The organism is Marivirga harenae, from assembly GCF_030534335.1.
Lineage (GTDB): Bacteria > Bacteroidota > Bacteroidia > Cytophagales > Cyclobacteriaceae > Marivirga > Marivirga harenae.
In genome coordinates this window covers 718,523-735,946 of sequence record NZ_CP130565.1, presented here as the reverse complement: position 1 = coordinate 735,946, position 17,424 = coordinate 718,523, and the positions used below count along the sequence as shown (strand labels likewise).

At 37.0% G+C, this 17,424-nt stretch carries 14 protein-coding genes and 1 tRNA gene; 4 read left to right on the top strand and 11 right to left on the bottom strand.

What is annotated here, in order from left to right:
* Nucleotides 1-33: 33 nt before the first annotated feature.
* The 7 genes from uvrA to Q3Y49_RS03115 all read right to left on the bottom strand — a co-directional run bounded on the left by uvrA (nt 34) and on the right by Q3Y49_RS03115 (nt 10,273).
* A complete protein-coding gene (gene uvrA, locus Q3Y49_RS03145) occupies nt 34-2,892 on the bottom strand; it encodes an excinuclease ABC subunit UvrA (protein WP_303270784.1) in 2,859 nt (952 codons plus the stop codon).
* Between the two features lie 497 nt (nt 2,893-3,389).
* Nucleotides 3,390-4,196 carry a prolipoprotein diacylglyceryl transferase gene (lgt, locus tag Q3Y49_RS03140; RefSeq protein WP_303270783.1) on the bottom strand — a complete coding sequence of 269 codons (807 nt, stop codon included), beginning with the start codon at nt 4,194-4,196 and terminating at the stop codon, nt 3,390-3,392.
* A 98-nt stretch (nt 4,197-4,294) separates the two neighbouring features.
* Nucleotides 4,295-4,765 carry an Lrp/AsnC ligand binding domain-containing protein gene (locus tag Q3Y49_RS03135; protein WP_303270782.1) on the bottom strand — a complete coding sequence of 157 codons (471 nt, stop codon included), beginning with the start codon at nt 4,763-4,765 and terminating at the stop codon, nt 4,295-4,297.
* 809 nt (nt 4,766-5,574) lie between these two features.
* Nucleotides 5,575-5,838 (bottom strand): hypothetical protein, encoded by a 264-nt coding sequence (locus Q3Y49_RS03130; RefSeq protein ID WP_303270781.1) that lies wholly within the window; start codon nt 5,836-5,838, stop codon nt 5,575-5,577.
* Between the two features lie 477 nt (nt 5,839-6,315).
* Entirely contained in the window at nt 6,316-8,913 is a 2,598-nt protein-coding gene (locus tag Q3Y49_RS03125) for an ATP-dependent Clp protease ATP-binding subunit (RefSeq protein ID WP_303270780.1), read from the bottom strand.
* Between the two features lie 90 nt (nt 8,914-9,003).
* Complete coding sequence (locus Q3Y49_RS03120; protein WP_303270779.1) at nt 9,004-9,633, bottom strand: WbqC family protein; 630 nt, start codon at nt 9,631-9,633, stop codon at nt 9,004-9,006.
* A 19-nt stretch (nt 9,634-9,652) separates the two neighbouring features.
* Complete coding sequence (locus Q3Y49_RS03115) at nt 9,653-10,273, bottom strand: L-threonylcarbamoyladenylate synthase (protein WP_303270778.1); 621 nt, start codon at nt 10,271-10,273, stop codon at nt 9,653-9,655.
* 94 nt (nt 10,274-10,367) lie between these two features.
* On the opposite strand from Q3Y49_RS03115, the gene mltG reads away from it, so the two are divergent.
* The 4 genes from mltG (at nt 10,368) to Q3Y49_RS03095 (ending at nt 12,910) form a co-directional block, all read left to right on the top strand.
* The gene (mltG, locus tag Q3Y49_RS03110; RefSeq protein WP_303270777.1) at nt 10,368-11,402 is read left to right on the top strand and encodes an endolytic transglycosylase MltG; all 1,035 of its coding nucleotides are present in this window, start codon (nt 10,368-10,370) and stop codon (nt 11,400-11,402) included.
* A gap of 3 nt (nt 11,403-11,405) precedes the next feature.
* Nucleotides 11,406-11,810, top strand: coding sequence for an acyl-CoA thioesterase (locus tag Q3Y49_RS03105; protein WP_303270775.1), 405 nt, complete (start codon nt 11,406-11,408; stop codon nt 11,808-11,810).
* On the top strand, nt 11,807-12,739 hold the full coding sequence (locus Q3Y49_RS03100; RefSeq protein WP_303270774.1) for a YihY/virulence factor BrkB family protein: 933 nt from the start codon (nt 11,807-11,809) through the stop codon (nt 12,737-12,739). Before Q3Y49_RS03105 ends, Q3Y49_RS03100 begins: the two co-directional genes overlap by 4 nt.
* An 86-nt stretch (nt 12,740-12,825) precedes the next feature.
* Nucleotides 12,826-12,910, top strand: a tRNA-Ser gene (locus Q3Y49_RS03095).
* Between the two features lie 54 nt (nt 12,911-12,964).
* Here the strand turns inward: Q3Y49_RS03095 and Q3Y49_RS03090 are convergent.
* The 4 genes from Q3Y49_RS03090 to Q3Y49_RS03075 form a co-directional block, all read right to left on the bottom strand.
* Nucleotides 12,965-13,663, bottom strand: a complete 699-nt coding sequence (locus Q3Y49_RS03090; RefSeq protein ID WP_303270773.1) for an energy transducer TonB — start codon at nt 13,661-13,663, stop codon at nt 12,965-12,967.
* A gap of 278 nt (nt 13,664-13,941) precedes the next feature.
* On the bottom strand, nt 13,942-15,279 hold the full coding sequence (locus tag Q3Y49_RS03085; protein ID WP_303270772.1) for a M24 family metallopeptidase: 1,338 nt from the start codon (nt 15,277-15,279) through the stop codon (nt 13,942-13,944).
* Between the two features lie 144 nt (nt 15,280-15,423).
* Nucleotides 15,424-16,986: a ribonuclease Y gene (rny, locus tag Q3Y49_RS03080; protein WP_303270771.1), complete on the bottom strand. Its 1,563-nt coding sequence runs from the start codon at nt 16,984-16,986 to the stop codon at nt 15,424-15,426.
* Nucleotides 16,987-17,138: 152 nt separating this feature from the next.
* A complete protein-coding gene (locus tag Q3Y49_RS03075) occupies nt 17,139-17,423 on the bottom strand; it encodes a cell division protein ZapA (protein ID WP_303270770.1) in 285 nt (94 codons plus the stop codon).
* Between the last annotated feature and the right edge of the window lies 1 nt (nt 17,424).

Sequence of the window (17,424 nt, the reverse complement as noted above, 5' to 3'; positions counted from 1 at the left end):
CTGAGCCCATTGAAATAAATTGGGGATTCCTTTCTATAGTTCCGGTTTTAAAAATTTACCAGTATAGCTATTGTCTAATTTAATGATTTTCTCTGGAGTCCCAGTAAATACAATATTTCCTCCTCCAGTTCCGCCTTCGGGGCCTAAATCTATTAAGTAATCTGCTACTTTGATGACATCCATATTATGTTCGATCACCAAAACAGTATTGCCTTTATCCACCAACTTTTGCAGTACTTCTAAAAGATGTTCTATATCTTGAAAATGGAGTCCTGTTGTGGGTTCATCTAGGATGTAGAAGGTATTTCCGGTATCTTTTTTAGATAGTTCCGTAGCTAATTTTACTCTTTGAGCTTCGCCACCGGAGAGAGTGGTAGCATGTTGTCCCAAAGTGATATAGCCTAAACCTACTTCAGAAAGCGTCTTGATTTTTCTTAGAATTTTAGGTTGGTTTGTAAAAAACTCAACTGCTTGCTCTACTGTCATATCCAAAACATCAGAAATAGATTTTCCCTTAAATCGCACTTCCAAAGTTTCTCGATTGTACCTTTTGCCCTTGCAAGTCTCACAAGGAACGTGCACATCAGGCAAGAAGTCCATCTCGATCAATTTCATACCGGCTCCTTCGCATGTTTCGCATCTACCGCCTTTTACATTAAAAGAAAACCTACCGGGCTTATACCCTCTAATTTTAGCTTCTGGTAAATTGCTAAATAAGGCGCGAATATCTGTAAAAACTCCAGAGTAAGTTGCCGGATTAGAGCGTGGCGTTCTGCCAATGGGTGATTGATCTACTTCGATGACCTTGTCTAAATGCTCTAAGCCCTTAATGGAATCATGTTCCATTGGGTCTTTTTTAGATCTATAGAATTTTTGGTTTAAAATCGGGTACAGCGTATCATGAATTAAAGTGGACTTTCCGCTGCCGGAAACACCTGTTACGCACATCATAGTCCCTAATGGAAAGTCAACATTTACATTTTTCAGGTTATTTCCTTTGGCTCCTTTTAATTGAAGTTTTTTGCCGTTTCCTTTTCTTCTTTCCGTGGGTATTTCAATATTTAATTCCCCTTTCAAATATTTAGCAGTTTTACTGCCTTGTTTTAAAAATTCATCTGGCGTGCCCGCTGCAACAATTTTTCCTCCATGCCTACCTGCTCCTGGCCCAATGTCTAATATAAAGTCGGAAGCCAGCATCATGTCCTTATCATGTTCCACCACCATTACGGTATTTCCCAAATCCCTTAAATCTTGAAGAGCAGCGATGAGCTTAGTATTATCTCTTTGGTGCAAGCCAATGCTAGGTTCATCTAAAATATAGAGAACGCCCACCAGTTGCGTACCAATTTGAGTAGCCAATCGAATCCTTTGCGCTTCACCGCCCGAAAGTGTTTTTAAAGGTCGGTCAAGGGATAAATAGTCTAGACCCACATCCAACATAAAGCCCACTCGCTTTCTTATTTCCTTTAAAACTTCTGCACCTATTAGATTTTGCTTTTCAGAAAGTCTTTCCTCAATATTTTCAAACCAATTGCCCAATGCGCTGATGCTCATTAATGCCAATTCGGAGATGTTTTTTCCATCAATCAGGAAATGAAGTGATTCCTTTTTTAATCGCTGACCATTGCAGTCAGGGCATTTTTGGACTACAGTATATTCCTCCAGCCAATCTCGCATTTTATCGGTACCACTTTCTTGCTGCTTCTGTAAAAATTTAATAATGCCTTCAAAGCTAGTGCTCCATTTCGTTCCTGGATACTTCTTCGAATTCACTTCCACTTTAGTTTTGCTTCCAAAGAGCAATACGTTTAAGACGTCCTCCGGAAACTTATCAATCGGTGTGCTGAGGTTAACATCCGTATTCTTTAATATGGCATCTATTTTTTTGAAAATCCATATATCACGATACTCTCCTAAGGGAGCAATTCCTCCTCGGCTTATACTCAATTTCGGATTTGGTATTACCGTTTCCTTCGTAATATTTTCTAGTTCACCCAAGCCTTTACAAGTAGGGCATGCACCATAAGGGGAGTTAAATGAGAAACTATTGGGTGCTGGCTCATCATAAGCTAGACCTGTTTCAGGATCCATGAGATTTTGTGAGAAGTGATGAACATTTCCATCAGTATCTCTGACCATCATTATCCCATTCCCATGTTTTAAAGCAGTTTTAACAGATTGTGTAATACGGTATTTATCTTTTTCATTGACCACAATTCTATCTACCACAATTTCAATATCGTGTGTCTTGTAGCGATCTACCTGCATTCGGGCATCAATTTCTAAAATAACGCCATCGACTCGCGCTTTTGTAAAGCCCATTTTCCGAATTTGTTGGAATAGCTCCCGGTAGTGTCCCTTTCTACCTTTCACCACAGGTGCCAAAATGCTTAGTTTGGCATCAGGAAATTCACCAATTAGATGATCAATAATTTGATCTTCGGTTTGGCGCTGCATTTTCTTACCTGTTTTGTAAGAAACCGCTTCACCAGCACGGGCATAAAGCACTCTTAAAAAGTCATAAATTTCGGTAAGGGTACCTACTGTTGATCGTGGGTTTTTTGAGGTGGTTTTTTGTTCTATGGAAATAACGGGAGAAAGTCCATTGATTTTGTCCACATCAGGGCGTTCCATATTGCCAATAAAAGATCGAGCATAGGCGGAGAAGCTTTCCATATAACGTCTTTGCCCTTCCGCATAAATGGTGTCAAAAGCTAAACTTGATTTCCCACTTCCACTAATTCCAGTCACAACCACTAGTTTATCTCGCGGAATGGAGATGTCAATATTTTTTAGGTTATGTTCCCTAGCACCAATGACTTCAAGATATTCATCCTGACTTGCTGTAGTAGTGTTTTGAACTTTATTTTTGGCTTCTTTCGTTAAACTCATCCTCTGCATTTATAACTTGCTAATTTACAAAATAGCATAGAGGATTGTTTGGTTTTGAGAAAGATAATTTTGAAATGTGAAAGAGTTAAGGGTGCATGAGCTTTCCTACCAGCACACGCGATAGGCCTCTGATAACTTTCTATTTATCAATTTACGGGATATTGACTCTAATATAAATAAAAATTCCATTTGCAAAATGGATGCAGAAGCAGAGATCAAAAGTTTGAAAAAAGAAAATGAACGACTAAAGATATCAAATGGGATTATGTTTGTTTACATTTTGATGTCCTTGGTCATTATGCTTATTAATTATTATTAAGGTGAATGTTGGTATTGCAATACTTATAGAATTCTATATTCTCATATACCGCATTCGTGTAACATGCTTGTTATTTGCTCTTACAGCCATAAGCCGCGGTTTTAACCATGGCTTAAATGGGAGAATGAAACCAAACCGTTTTAACGGTTTTATCATAATAGAAGATTGAGTGTAGTAGTTAGTTTTTACCTTTTACACCAAACCAAACCAAAACCCATCCAATAAGAAAATAAGGAATACTTAGCCATTGCCCCATATTTAAAACCATATCCGCTTCGAAAGCAGATTGGTCAGCTTTTACGAATTCGATAAAAAAACGTGCAGTGAATAACAGAACCAGCATGGATCCAAATATAAATCCTTTTCCAAACTTTTGCTTTTTATCGAACCAGAATAAAACCCCGAATATTAGAAGATAGGAGAGGGCTTCATATAATTGAGCGGGATGTCTTGGGATATTGTCAATGCCTTGAAAAATAAATGCCCAACTGACATTGGAAGGGCTTCCAATGATTTCTGAATTCATTAAATTTCCCAAGCGAATACAAGCGGCAGCCAAAGGAATTACTAAAGCTATGGTATCCAAAATCCACATCTTTGAGATTTTCTCCATCTTCGCATAAATGAGCAATGCGATGATCACTCCAGCACCACCACCGTGGCTTGCTAGTCCTCTATATCCAATGAATTCAAAAGATGGTGAAAATCGAAACGGAAGCAGGATTTCCAGTAAATGATTTTGATAGTAATCCCAGTCATAGAAAATGCAATGTCCCAATCTTGCGCCTATTATAGTGCCTACCACCAAATAAACTGCAAGATTATCGAGTAATTTTACATTTACTTCATCTCTTTTGAAACGCCATTTTACAAACTGATAGCCTAAAACAAAGCCTAACCCAAAGAGTACTGAATACCATCTTAATTGGTAAAAGCCAAAATCTATTAATGTTCCATCGGGGTTCCAGATGATGTAGTTGAGCATTTATTTACTATTTATATGGAATCTAATAATTAATTTCACAAATATTTATCGTTTGGTTCTGAATATCAAACAGATACAAGTTTCTCTCGCGTAATTGCCTAATAGGCTCTATTTAATTGTACTTGTCTATTTATACTTTCCTCCAAAGATATAAAAGTCTCCGTTCTTTCAATTCCTTCTATCGGTTGAATGAAGTCGTGTAGTATGTTTTTTAAGTGATTGGTGTCTCTACAAACAATTTTTACAAACATAGAATAAGCTCCAGTGGTATAATGACAATCTACAATTTCAGGAATTGCTTTTAACGCTGCCACTACATCATCGTATAAAGAGCTTTTCTGAAGGTATACACCTAGGAAAGCTGTCACATCTAAGCCTAGTTTAGATAAGTCCACTTGTAGTTGAGAATTCTTAATCAACCCTAGTTTTTCCATTTTTCGCATTCTGACGTGGACAGTTCCAGGAGAAACAAAGACTTCTTCGGCCACTTCTGTGAATGGTCTTCGTGCATCCTGCATAAGAATATTTAATATGGCTAAATCGGTATTATCAAGTTGATAATTTTGCATGTGTTTTTAGGGAGTAAATTATTGAGTGAATAATTAAATTACTGTAAAAATACGATATACGTATTTATTATCAAATAAAATTAAATAATATGTAACATAATGATGTTTTTATTACCTTTGAAATATCAGAAAGGCAAAAAGTGCCAAATTGATTAAATATTGTAAGGTGATGGAATTGGCAAACATGCCCTCCTGTCTCGGGGGTGGAGAATTGGGATAAAGCTCAGGACTTTCACGATAATTTGCATGGCAGTTTATCGTGGGAACTGCAGCCTAACTGCTCCTTGGAGGTTCGAATCCTCCCCTTACAGCTAAAAGCGAACAAAAGGTTTGTAAAGATTGAAATAATGGATAATTGAAGAGCCCTAAGTCACGAGATAAGGGGTTTTTTAAGTTTTCATTTACTTTGTAAGGTGATGGAATTGGCAAGCATGCCCTTCTGTCTCGGGGGTGGAGGTTTGGGATAAAGCTCAGGACTTTCACGATAATTTGCATGGCAGTTTATCGTGGGAACTGCAGCCTAACTGCTCCTTGGAGGTTCGAATCCTCCCCTTACAGCTAAAAGCGAACAAAAGGTTTGTAAAGATTGAAATAATGGATAATTGAAGAGCCCTAAGTCACGAGATAAGGGGCTTTTTAAGTTTTCATTTACTTTGTAAGGTGATGGAATTGGCAAACATGCCCTCCTGTCTCGGGGGTGGAGGTTTGGGATAAAGCGCAGGACTTTCATGATAATTTGCATGGCAGTTTATCGTGGGAACTGTAGCCTAACTGCTCCTTGGAGGTTCGAATCCTCCCCTTACAGCTATTTACCGATATAGGTAAATCCCATTAAAGTTTGCCTTGCTCATATTGCAAGTCTGAACTCCCTGAGCTATAAAATGGAACACTATTTCTTTGGCTTCTTCTATTGGACACTTTTGATAATAAATTTCTTCTTTTACTCCTAGAAGCGATGCTCTCTCAAGAGACGCAATACCAATTTTCCACTCGCGAGCAGAGGCTCCACTTAATTCAATTGTTTGGGTGAATTTATCGATAACGCTAATTTTTTCCACTGTTGCAATATGCATGATTTATTGTTTTATTGTATCGTAAATGTCGCTTATTTAAAGCTGTTTTCAAATTAATTCAATACATTATCGTTTAAGTGCAATGTTTTGGCTACCAATTTGATTTTTGATAGGATAGGTGAGGTAATTTACAGATGTAAGTTTTGGTAGGGCTGTGAATTTTAAGTTGTTCCGTATTTTAGTCAAAGATCAAAATCGATGGATTCACTTCTTCAAAGGAATGACGGTCCTTTCTTGTGTATGGTAATAACTCTAGTCTATACTTCCTCCCTGCGAAGGAAGGAATCTTTTTTTTATTGAAACTTAGACTCAACAATTTGTATCTATGGGATATATTTTCGGTTTAAATTTTAGTCTTCGAAAATAACCAGGGGTTATTTAAATCTTTAATTAAAATAGTCAGATCCCTGTATGCGCGGGGATGACGCTCTGAATAATGAGGATTGTTTCAAAACTGCAGCAAAAAAAAGAGGCTGATTATTCAGCCTCTTTTTTATTTTCTTGATTGGTGTCTTCCTTGTCTTGGTTTTTCTTTTCCTTCTTATCTTCCTTCTTCTTTTTCTTCGACTTTATAAAGAGTGTTTCACTTTTTCCATCATGATCTGCAATAATGGAATCACCAATTTTTATTTTCTCGTTTAAAATTTCTTCTGCAACTAAGTCTTCTAAATGTTTTTGGATAGCCCTGTTTAATGGTCTCGCACCATATTGCTGGTCATATCCTTTTTTAGATAAGAAGTCTTTCGCTGCATCTGTTAAATCAATATCATAACCTAAAGACAACATTCTATCAAATACCTTCTTTAAAGAAATATCAATGATTTTATGTAAATCTTCTCTTTCAAGATGATTGAAAACAATCACGTCATCCAATCTATTCAAAAATTCAGGACTGAATGCCTTTTTTAGAGCATTTTGAATAGTAGATTTCATTACCTCATTAGAATTATCTGCTTTTGCACTGTTGGCAAATCCGATTCCGGCACCAAAATCTTTCAAGTCACGAACTCCAATGTTGGAGGTCATAATAATGATAGTATTTCTAAAATCTACTCTTCTACCTAATCCATCGGTCAGTATCCCATCATCTAATACTTGTAACAGTAGATTAAATACATCGGGATGTGCTTTTTCAATCTCATCTAAAAGTACAACTGAATAAGGCTTTCTTCTTACCTTTTCGGTTAATTGTCCACCTTCCTCGTAACCAACATAGCCTGGAGGCGCTCCTACCAATCTTGAAACGGAGAATTTTTCCATATATTCACTCATATCTATTCTGATAAGAGCGTCTTCTTTGTCAAATAAATAAGTAGAAAGGACTTTTGCCAATTCAGTTTTACCAACTCCTGTCGGTCCCAAGAAAACGAAAGAACCAATTGGTTTTTTTGGATCTTTTAAGCCAATTCTTGTTCTTTGGATTGCTTTAGAAAGTTTTCCAATCGCCTCATCTTGACCGATAACTTGTTTTTTCAAATCATCACCCATTCCCTTAAGTTTTACACTTTCATTCTGTGCAACCCGCTTAGTAGGAACTCCAGTCATCATGGCAATTACTTCCGCTACATTTTCTTCCGTTACGGTATAACGTTTAGCTTTTGTCTCTTCTTCCCATTTGCTTTTTTCAATTTCTAACTCTTCAATGAGTTTCTTTTCTGTATCTCTCAAACGAGCAGCTTCTTCGTATTTCTGACTTCTGACTACCTGATTCTTCTCTTTTTTGATGTCTTCAATTGAGGCTTCAAGTTTTACAATAGAATCTGGGACATGAATGTTATTCAGATGTACTCTTGCACCTGCTTCATCCATTACATCTATGGCTTTATCTGGTAAAAATCTGTCAGATATATATCGATCACTAAGTTTTACACATGATTCAATTGCTTCATCCGTAAAATTAACATTGTGGTGATCTTCATATTTATCTTTAATGTTCATCAAGATTTCTCTCGTTTCTTCAGGGGAGGTAGCATCTACCATTACCATTTGGAAACGTCTTGCCAAAGCGCCATCTTTTTCAATATATTGACGATACTCGTCTAATGTTGTAGCACCAATACATTGTATTTCACCTCTTGCCAATGCAGGTTTAAACATATTACTGGCGTCTAAAGATCCAGAGGCTCCGCCTGCACCCACTATAGTATGCAATTCATCAATGAATAAGATTACATTAGGAGATTTCTCCAACTCATTCATTACTGCTTTCATTCTTTCTTCAAACTGCCCTCGATATTTAGTTCCTGCCACCAAAGATGCCAAGTCTAAGGTCACTACTCTTTTACCAAAAAGAACTCTAGAAACTTTTCTTTGGACAATTCTCAAGGCCAAACCTTCAGCGATCGCAGTTTTACCAACACCTGGCTCACCAATTAAAATCGGGTTATTTTTCTTTCTTCTTGATAAAATTTGGGCAACGCGCTCAATTTCTTTTTCACGGCCTACTATAGGATCTAATTTATCTTCTTCCGCCATTTTGGTCAAATCACGTCCGAAATTATCCAGAACAGGAGTTTTGGATTTTTCACTTGTCTTAGATCCACCAGCTCCTCCACCGCTAGTTTCCCTTGAACCACTACCAAATATTTTCCCTGAGTCCTCATCGCTATCATCCGTATCGGAAGAAGCCATAGGGTTTTGGGTTTGATATTCTAAGAGCTCCTTAATGACATCGTAATTCACATCAAATTTCTCCATCACTTGAGAAGCTATATTATCTTCATCTCTCAATATGGATAATAATAGATGTTCGGTGCCGATTAATTGACTTTTAAAAATTTTAGCCTCCAAATAAGTGATTTTTAATACTTTCTCGGATTGCTTTGTCAACGGTATATTGGCAAGGTTTTTTACATTATTTGTCGCGGTGCCTCTTGTGCTTCTTTCTAATTCCCCTCGAAGTTCATCGAGCGAAACGCCTAACTTTTTCAAAAGACTGATCGCCACGCCTTCTCCTTCTCTTACCATTCCTAATAACAAATGCTCTGTACCAATATAGTCATGGCCTAATCTTAGAGCCTCCTCTCGGCTCAAAGAAATTACCTCTTTAACTCTGTTTGAAAATTTTGCTTCCATATGCTTACTGCTCGATATTCTATACTCATGCCCTAAGACATGTTTAAATGTAACTATTATAAAAACTAAATAAAAAACCTAAGGTTTAATTTATTTGAAAATTGACTGCTGAATGACATTTTTCGCATTTGGTCCTTCGTTCATCAACAAATCTATAACACTTAAGTTCGGTTCAAAATTGTTGCCAAAACTTTGACCATATGCTGTAGATTTATAAAGTCGTTCTAAATAATCAGGTTTCTTAGGGTGTATTAACGATCTGGCATCCATAACGTTTTCCGAAATATTTTTCTTGTAGCTGACGCTTTCCACTATTTTTATTTTTTGGGCGGTGATTTTAAGACAGATTGTCAGTAAATCTAAATTGAGATCCCATAAAAAAATATAGTTGTTTTTATATATTGGATGAAATTCATCAGCAAAATATTCGAAAAAAGGTGATTTTCCATAGCAAGTCTGAATACTCCTCCAATGCTTTTTACTCCAGCTTTGACTGTTATCTATTTTTATATCACGGGTCTTTATTTTTTTATTAGCACCTTGTAGAGGGACTGTTAAAATTTCAATTTGTTGAGAAGAAAGTAAGTGGCAACGGTTTCTATACGTTTGTTTTTCAAAAAATTCATTTGCTTCTAAAATAAGTTTTTCTTTGCCTTCCAGATTTGAAAAAAAAGCGATGGAAGGTAAATATTGCAATTCTATTAAAATTGAATCCTGCATTAATTTTTATTTCCAAATACTATAAAATAACTTCTCCCAATCCTTCTCTCACAATTTCTGCCGGTTCTGTAGTGCAATCTATTACCGTTGAAGGTGTATTGTGACCATAACCGCCATCGATAACCACATCCACCATACTTTTAAAGTTCTCATATATTTCTTCGGGGTCTGTTGGGTATTCCACTATATCATCCTCTCTAAGTGATGTGCTGATCAAAGGGTTACCCAAAGCTTTAACTATAGCAGTGGGAATTTTATTATTGGGAATTCTAATTCCGACTGTTTTCTTATTGGCGTTTACGATTTTGGGTACATTACTATTGGCAGGCAAGATAAAAGTAAAGGGCCCAGGAAGATTTTTCTTCATCAACTTAAATGTAGGAGTTGATAAATTTTTAACATAATCGGAAATGTGGCTCATGTCCTCGCAAATGAATGACAGATTTATTTTTCCAGGTTTAATTCCTTTCACCCAACATAATTTGTCAATAGCTTTTCTATTTGTTAAATCACAACCTAAACCGTAGATAGTATCTGTAGGATAAATAATTACTCCCCCATTTTTCAAGATGTCAACTATCTGTTGGATTTTTCTAGGATCGGGATTTTCTTCGTATAATTTGATTAATTCTGCTGCCATACACAATATTAATCAATTTGAAATTAATTAGAATAGTTCAAGCCTAAACAAAATCCTTAAATTTGCACTTTCAAATATGTGAAATAAAAATTTTATGAACAGGAATAAATTTCTAATTGGCTTTGTGGTAGTATTCTCCATCCTGCTGACTTCTTTTGTTTTCTACTTTTATCAAGTTTTTTTCTCTGAAAATATTCTAGTGGAAAAAGGCGATGAGGTCATTGTGATTGAAGAAGATATGAATTTTCAGGATTTACAAGATATCGTTTATGAAAGAGGTATTGTCAATGATATGCTCTCCTTTAGTTTTGTTGCCAAGCTTTTGGATTATCAAGAAAATATGAAGCCTGGGCTTTATTTGATGAGAAAAGATATGACCAATCTTCAGGCGGTGAGAATGCTAAGAGCGGGAGAACAGACACCAACAACTACGACTTTCAATAATGTTCGTCTCAAGTCGGATTTAGCAGGAAAAATAACAGATAATTTGCAAGCCGATTCAGTTGCGTTCTTAGGATTGTTAAATAATGATTCTTTAATCAATGCTTATGGATTTACTCAAGAAAATATTTTAAGCATGTTTATTCCTAATACCTATGAGGTTTACTACACCATTTCTGAGCAAGGTTTATTTGATAAAATGTATGCAGAGTATCAGCGATTTTGGACTGAAGAACGAAAGCGCAAAGCAAAGGCTCTTAGACTTTCCCCAACAGAAGTGAGTGCATTGGCTTCAATTGTGCAGGCGGAAACCGTGCAAGCGGATGAAAGACCAAAAGTTGCAGGAGTCTATTTGAATAGATTAGATAGAAATATGAGACTGCAAGCAGATCCAGCATTGGTTTATGCTGTTGGTGATTTTACTATTAAACGGGTACTGAATATTCATAAAGAAGTTGACTCTCCTTATAATTTATATAAATACAATGGATTGCCCCCGGGCCCAATTAATTTACCAGAAATTGAATCGATAGATGCGGTCTTAAATCCTGAGGAGCATAACTATCTTTATTTTTGTGCAAAACCTGATTTTTCAGGCTATCATGCTTTTGCCACTAACTTAAGGCAGCATAATATTAATGCGAGAGCCTATCAGAATGAATTAAACCGATCAAGAATTTATAAATAATTTATGTATCAATTTGAACATAAAATACGAGTTCGTTACGCTGAGACCGACCAAATGGGCTATGTGTATTATGGAAATTATGCTACATATTTCGAAGTAGCAAGAGCAGAATCGATAAGAAATTTAGGGTTGTCATATCGGGAAATTGAGGAAGAAGGGGTTATTATGCCCGTTTTGGAAAACTATTCAAAATATTTGCGACCAGCTCGCTATGATGATGAATTGACTATTAAATTATCTATTCCAAAATTACCTGACGCAAGGATTCGATATGAATATGAAGTTTTTAAAGAGGAGAAGTTGATCCATAAGGGCTTCACAGTTTTGGTTTTTGTGGATAGAAAAACGGGCAAACCTTGTCAAATGCCTGAAATTTTAACTAAAATTATACATCCTTTTTTCGAATGAAGTTTAAGTACCTAAGAATCATAATGTCCATTGGCTTTTTGAGAAGTATCATTCACTTCTTAAAAAGAAAGCGATTGAAAAGGAGTGGAGTTTCTTATTTCAATTTAATTAAGATTTTTATTGATGAATTAAGTGATCATAATTTGATAGAAAGAGCCAATAATGTAGCCTTTCAATTTACCTTGGCAATTTTTCCGGCTATTATATTCTTGTTCACGCTCATTCCTTATTTGCCAATCGAAAACTTAAACCAGGAAGTGATGGGCTTGCTAGAAGAGACCATGCCTCAATCGGTTTTCGAAGTGGCACAATCCACGATTGATGATATTTTGTCGAAGTCCAGAGGTGACTTGCTATCTGTCGGTTTCATATTTGCCCTATACTTTGCAACCAATGGTACTAGTGCATTAATGACAGCTTTTAATCAGACCTACAGGACAAAGGACAGTCGAGGTTTTATTAAAGCTAAAGCGATTGCTATAGGCCTTACTTTTTTATTAGCCTTTGTTTTAGTTGCTTCCATAGTGCTACTGATTGTAGCGCAACAAGCCATTTACATTCTTGAAGATTTCGGTATTATAAGTGATAGTTTCGAAGTCTATATTTTCATCGGACTCAGGTTTTTAGTGATATTCTTTTTGTTTCAAATTGCGATTTCTGTGATTTATTACTGGGCACCTGCCATTCATAAAAGATGGCATTTTTTCAATCCGGGTTCTATATTAGCCACCTTTTTAAGTCTGGCAGCTTCTTTTGGTTTTTCTTTTTATGTCAACAATTTCGGAACTTATAATAAGCTCTATGGTTCTATCGGTGCTTTGATAGCCATTATGATTTGGTTCTCATTTTTGTCCTTGTTTTTAATCATAGGTTTGGAGTTGAATGTGAGTTTGGAGAAGGCAAAGGAAAATAAATTCCATCGGCTGTAATTTTTTTTAAGATTCAGTTTGCACAAAAAATAAATTAGCATACATTTGCAGTCCGATTTGAGCAAATCAAATCATTCTGACAATCTAGAGGCGTGGCAGAGTGGTCGATCGCGTTGGTCTTGAAAACCAATGTACCGCGAGGTACCGGGGGTTCGAATCCCTCCGCCTCTGCAATTACCGAACCCTGATAGTGGAAACTATCAGGGTTTTTTTAAGCTCAAAAAACTATTTTCTTTTTAGAATAAATCGAATAGGAATTACTTTCCTAGACCTAACGGCTCTTCCCCTTTGTTTTGCAGGCACCCAGTCTGGGGAATTTTCTACTACCATTACTGCCAATTCATCGCATCCGCCTCCAATACCTTTTACAGCTTCCACTTGGGTGATATCGCCATCTTTTTCGACTACAAACTGTATATAAACTACTCCGTCAATATTCATTCTGGCTGCGGTAGCAGGATAGTTGTCTGCAAGCTGACTAGCTACGTAAGCGTAAAAGGCCTTAACTCCTCCAACAGGCTCTGCGGCCTGCTCTACTATCATGAATATTTTATCTACCTCTTCTTCAGGGAGATCTGCATCTAAGTCATCCTCATAAGTAAGCTGAACAATTTTGGTATCTTGGTTCATCTCAATATCTAAATTTAAGTCTAAATCCTCCATGACTAGTTCTTCATTAGCCACTTCAATGATTTCTGGCAGCTGTATTTTTGGAGGCGGAGGAGGTGGTTGAGTGGTCGGAGGGATCTCCATTATTTCATTTGTTTTTTGCTTGACTTCGCCTAGATCCACCGCACCAGTGCTATCAAATGATTTGTACTGAAATACAGCAAAGACAAGAGAAATGGAAACCATTAATCCGAGATTAAGAAAGACATTTCTAAAGCGATATATGTCAACTGCCGGGTTTTTCTTGAGTTCCATGAGTCCTATATTTAAAGATTAATAAGCCCCAACACTTGAGGCTTTACTTTCCATACTTAAAATACGAATATTAGGACTGCTGGTCAATTAAATAACTGATATTTAGATGATTACGGAAGTAAATCATCTATTTCACTGATCTAAGTCATAAATTCTGTTTATAATCTGGGCTGATTGAATAGTAAAAAATTGTAATCATTTTCCAAGATCAAGGAATCAAAAAGCTATATGAGATAATTCTCATCACGAATTTTAGATTGCGTTTTAGTATAATTTGCTTATTCTTGCCCAATCAGAATCAGGTCCTCTTGCGGATTTGTCAGATATTCAGCGCCATTTTCTGTAATCACTACCATTTCTTCAACGGAAATCGTTTTTTCACCGCTTTCAATTTCCCAAGCGTAGAAGCCATCATAAGCGAATACCATTCCTTGCCTAAGCGGTTTTAGTGCTGTTTCTGACGGAATGATGCCTTCTTGGCCTCCACCTATGGACGGGCCAACATCATGAGCGACATATCCAACTGGGTGGCCAGTACTCCACGGGACAGGCAGAGAACCGTTTTCCTTCATCCATTGCCGCTGTAATTGGTCCAATTCATAGCCAGAGATGCCTGGTTTCATATTTTCAAATACGATTCGGTGGCCTCTTTTGGCCACGTCCCAGTATTTTTGAATGTTTTCTGGAGCTTTTTCTTCATCCTTCTTCAGCACGTATGCAAATCTTTGGATATCAGTCACCCAAATCCCATAAACTTTGATGCCGAAGTCTGTTTGAATGACATCTCCAGGCATGATGACTTTGTCAGTTGCATGAGAATGGCCGCGATCTGGACCAGAGTTCACATTAGGATTTTGTTCAGGGTTCCAGCCGTCTTCAAAACCGTATGTCTTTATTTTTTCATTTAAGAAATCCGCTACTTCTGCGTCTGTTGTTTTTCCTGGCACAATGGTCTTGTAAGCTTCAACTTCCCATTGGGCAGTTATTTCAGCGGCCTTACGCATGATTTCAACTTCCTCGGGTAGTTTAATAGAAAGCCATTCATAAACCAATGCTTCAGAAGAAATTAGTTTTTCTTCCCATTCTTGCCCAAAGCTATTTGTCAATTTTTGATATTGGCTGTGGCTTAGACCATCTGCTGTAGAATTACTGCTACTCGTATTGATAGCGATTTTATTGGGACTGATTTCTTTTACAAAATCCGTTGCTAATTTGAATACATCTTGCCCTCTTGAAACGCTTATGATGCTGTCATGAAGTCCTAATTCAGTTAATGCAGTTACCTCTCCGAATGAGGAGAATACAGCAGAATTAAGCTCGTCCCCTTTTTTATAGAAGAGGTAGAAAGAAGTGCCACCCGCATTCTCACCTCCAATATGAATGGCCATTGGGTCATTATTGTTTTCTCTGCAAATGACTATCCAAGCTTCAACTTCTGCTCTTTCCATAGCAGAAGGCAATAATTCTTGGATTCGCTTCTTCCGGATTTCGGGCCAGGGATTTTTGCTAGTAAAATGGTTTTCAAAGGCTTCTGTTTGCTTGTCTTCTGTCGGTTTTTGTTTGCAAGAAAAAACTGTTGTAAGTATGAGTAGGAATAGTAGTAGAGTGTTTTTCATCAGCAATCACTTTATATTTTTTATAAGCAATTTACACTTTTATTTCATTTGCATTAAAAAGCCCTCATCATTTCTGAAAAGGGCTTGTCAATTGTAAAGTCAGTATTTTAAAAACCTGACAGGTTTAATATCTTCAATACAGAATTACTTGGCGTAAGATACGGACCTCATTTCACGGATGACCGTTACTTTTATCTGTCCTGGATATTGCATGTCTTTTTCTATTTTTTGAGAGATGTCAAATGACAACTGCCCCGCTTTTTGATCGGTTACATTTTCAGCATCTACCATCACTCGCAATTCACGACCTGCTTGGATTGCATAGCATTTGTTGACGCCATCAAAAGTCAATGCAAGCTCTTCAAGCTCTTTTAATCTTTTGATGTAACTATCCATGATTTCTCTCCTAGCACCCGGTCTTGCGCCTGAAATGGCATCACAAGCTTGAACAATAGGGGATATTAAAGAAGTCATCTCAATTTCATCATGATGGGCTCCAATCGCATTTAAAACATCTGGGTGCTCTTTAAATCTTTTGGCAAACTCCATTCCTAGAATAGCGTGCGGTTGCTCTGGTTCTTCTGGCCAAACTTTTCCAATATCATGCAATAAACCAGCTCTTTTGGCCAACTTAGGATTTAAACCTAATTCAGAAGCCATGGTCGCACACATATTAGCCACTTCTCGTGAATGTTGTAACAAGTTTTGTCCGTATGATGATCGGAATCTCAATCGACCTACCATCTTGATTAATTCAGGATGTAAACCATGTATCCCTAAATCGATCACGGTTCTTTCACCAATTTCCACGATTTCCTCATCTATGTTCTTGCTAGTCTTATTAACAATCTCTTCGATTCTGGCAGGATGAATCCTTCCGTCTTGAACAAGTCTATGGAGCGATAGTCTTGCGATCTCTCTTCTTACAGGATCAAAACCTGATATGATGATTGCTTCAGGTGTATCATCTACTATGATTTCCACCCCCGTAGCAGCTTCTAATGCACGAATATTTCGTCCTTCTCTACCAATGATTTTACCCTTGATATCGTCACTTTCTATATTGAAAATAGAGACGCAGTTTTCAACAGCATGTTCGGTGGCAGTTCTTTGTATAGTGGAGATTACTATTTTCTTTGCTTCTTTGGTAGCGGAAAGTTTAGCTTCCTCCATGATATCTTTAATCAGTGAAGATGCTTTGGTTTCTGCTTCATCTTTAAGGGTTTCAATCAGTTGCTCACGAGCCTCATCCGCGGTGAGGTTAGCCGCTTTTTCTAAAATATTGACTTGCTGCTCACGTACCTTTTCAAGTTCTTCTTTTCGCTTGCCGATTACTTCAAGCTGTGCATTTAGATTTTCTTGAAGTTTCTGGGTTTCGTGTTCTTTTCTTTTAAAGTGCTCGATGTCCTTCGATAGATTTTGCTCTCTTTGTTTGAGCTTATTTTCATTCGCAGCCATTTGGCTTTTCCGTTGCCCTACCTCCTCTTCGAAATCAGATTTCTTCTTCAAAAAATGCTCTTTTGCTTCCAGCATTTTATCTTTTTTAGTGTTCTCGGCATTTACTTCAGCCTCACGAACAATTAAAGCGGCTTTATCCTGCGCTTCTTTTTCGAGCTTACTAAGGAGGCTTTTTTGAGCAATTTTGCTAAGCAAAAACCCCAAAAGCAGTCCTACTACCCCTGAAATGATTATGTATATAGTTCCCATTTTACTTATTATTTAGTGGGAAGTGATGATGTGACTACAGAACTAAAAATGAATTACAACGAAGTTTGAAATCGATTATCAACCCAATCTTGATTGGATTTAACTTCTTCATGTAATTGCCAAATTGGCTCTGTTTCTCTGGATGGAAGGGACTATATTGATTGATTAATTAAGTGTTCAATAGATTTTATTTTATTTATAACCGATTCGTCATTGCTTTGTAAGTCGTCTTCAATGCCAAATCTGTCAACAATAGCATCAAAAGCTACCATTGAAAGCAAGTCCTGCTTATCATCAATCCCGAATTTTTCTCTATAAGATTTCAATCGTTCATTGATTAATTTACCGGCTCTTCTTACTCTTTCCTCTTCTTCCGCTCTCACTGTCATGGGATATTCCCTGTCAGCAATTTTGATCTTGATTGAAAGTTCTCTCATA

What these genes read in the sequence shown, in the direction of transcription:
- Q3Y49_RS03130 (WP_303270781.1), bottom strand. Translation starts at nt 5,838, where the DNA reads ATGCATATTGCAACAGTGGAAAAAATTAGCGTTATCGATAAATTCACC.
- Q3Y49_RS03100 (WP_303270774.1), top strand. Translation starts at nt 11,807, where the DNA reads ATGAAGTTTAAGTACCTAAGAATCATAATGTCCATTGGCTTTTTGAGA.
- Q3Y49_RS03085 (WP_303270772.1), bottom strand. Translation starts at nt 15,279, where the DNA reads ATGAAAAACACTCTACTACTATTCCTACTCATACTTACAACAGTTTTT.
- Q3Y49_RS03105 (WP_303270775.1), top strand. Translation starts at nt 11,406, where the DNA reads ATGTATCAATTTGAACATAAAATACGAGTTCGTTACGCTGAGACCGAC.
- rny (WP_303270771.1), bottom strand. Translation starts at nt 16,986, where the DNA reads ATGGGAACTATATACATAATCATTTCAGGGGTAGTAGGACTGCTTTTG.
- Q3Y49_RS03120 (WP_303270779.1), bottom strand. Translation starts at nt 9,633, where the DNA reads ATGCAGGATTCAATTTTAATAGAATTGCAATATTTACCTTCCATCGCT.
- lgt (WP_303270783.1), bottom strand. Translation starts at nt 4,196, where the DNA reads ATGCTCAACTACATCATCTGGAACCCCGATGGAACATTAATAGATTTT.
- Q3Y49_RS03135 (WP_303270782.1), bottom strand. Translation starts at nt 4,765, where the DNA reads ATGCAAAATTATCAACTTGATAATACCGATTTAGCCATATTAAATATT.
- mltG (WP_303270777.1), top strand. Translation starts at nt 10,368, where the DNA reads ATGAACAGGAATAAATTTCTAATTGGCTTTGTGGTAGTATTCTCCATC.
- Q3Y49_RS03125 (WP_303270780.1), bottom strand. Translation starts at nt 8,913, where the DNA reads ATGGAAGCAAAATTTTCAAACAGAGTTAAAGAGGTAATTTCTTTGAGC.
- Q3Y49_RS03090 (WP_303270773.1), bottom strand. Translation starts at nt 13,663, where the DNA reads ATGGAACTCAAGAAAAACCCGGCAGTTGACATATATCGCTTTAGAAAT.
- Q3Y49_RS03115 (WP_303270778.1), bottom strand. Translation starts at nt 10,273, where the DNA reads ATGGCAGCAGAATTAATCAAATTATACGAAGAAAATCCCGATCCTAGA.
- uvrA (WP_303270784.1), bottom strand. Translation starts at nt 2,892, where the DNA reads ATGAGTTTAACGAAAGAAGCCAAAAATAAAGTTCAAAACACTACTACA.
- Q3Y49_RS03075 (WP_303270770.1), bottom strand. Translation starts at nt 17,423, where the DNA reads ATGAGAGAACTTTCAATCAAGATCAAAATTGCTGACAGGGAATATCCC.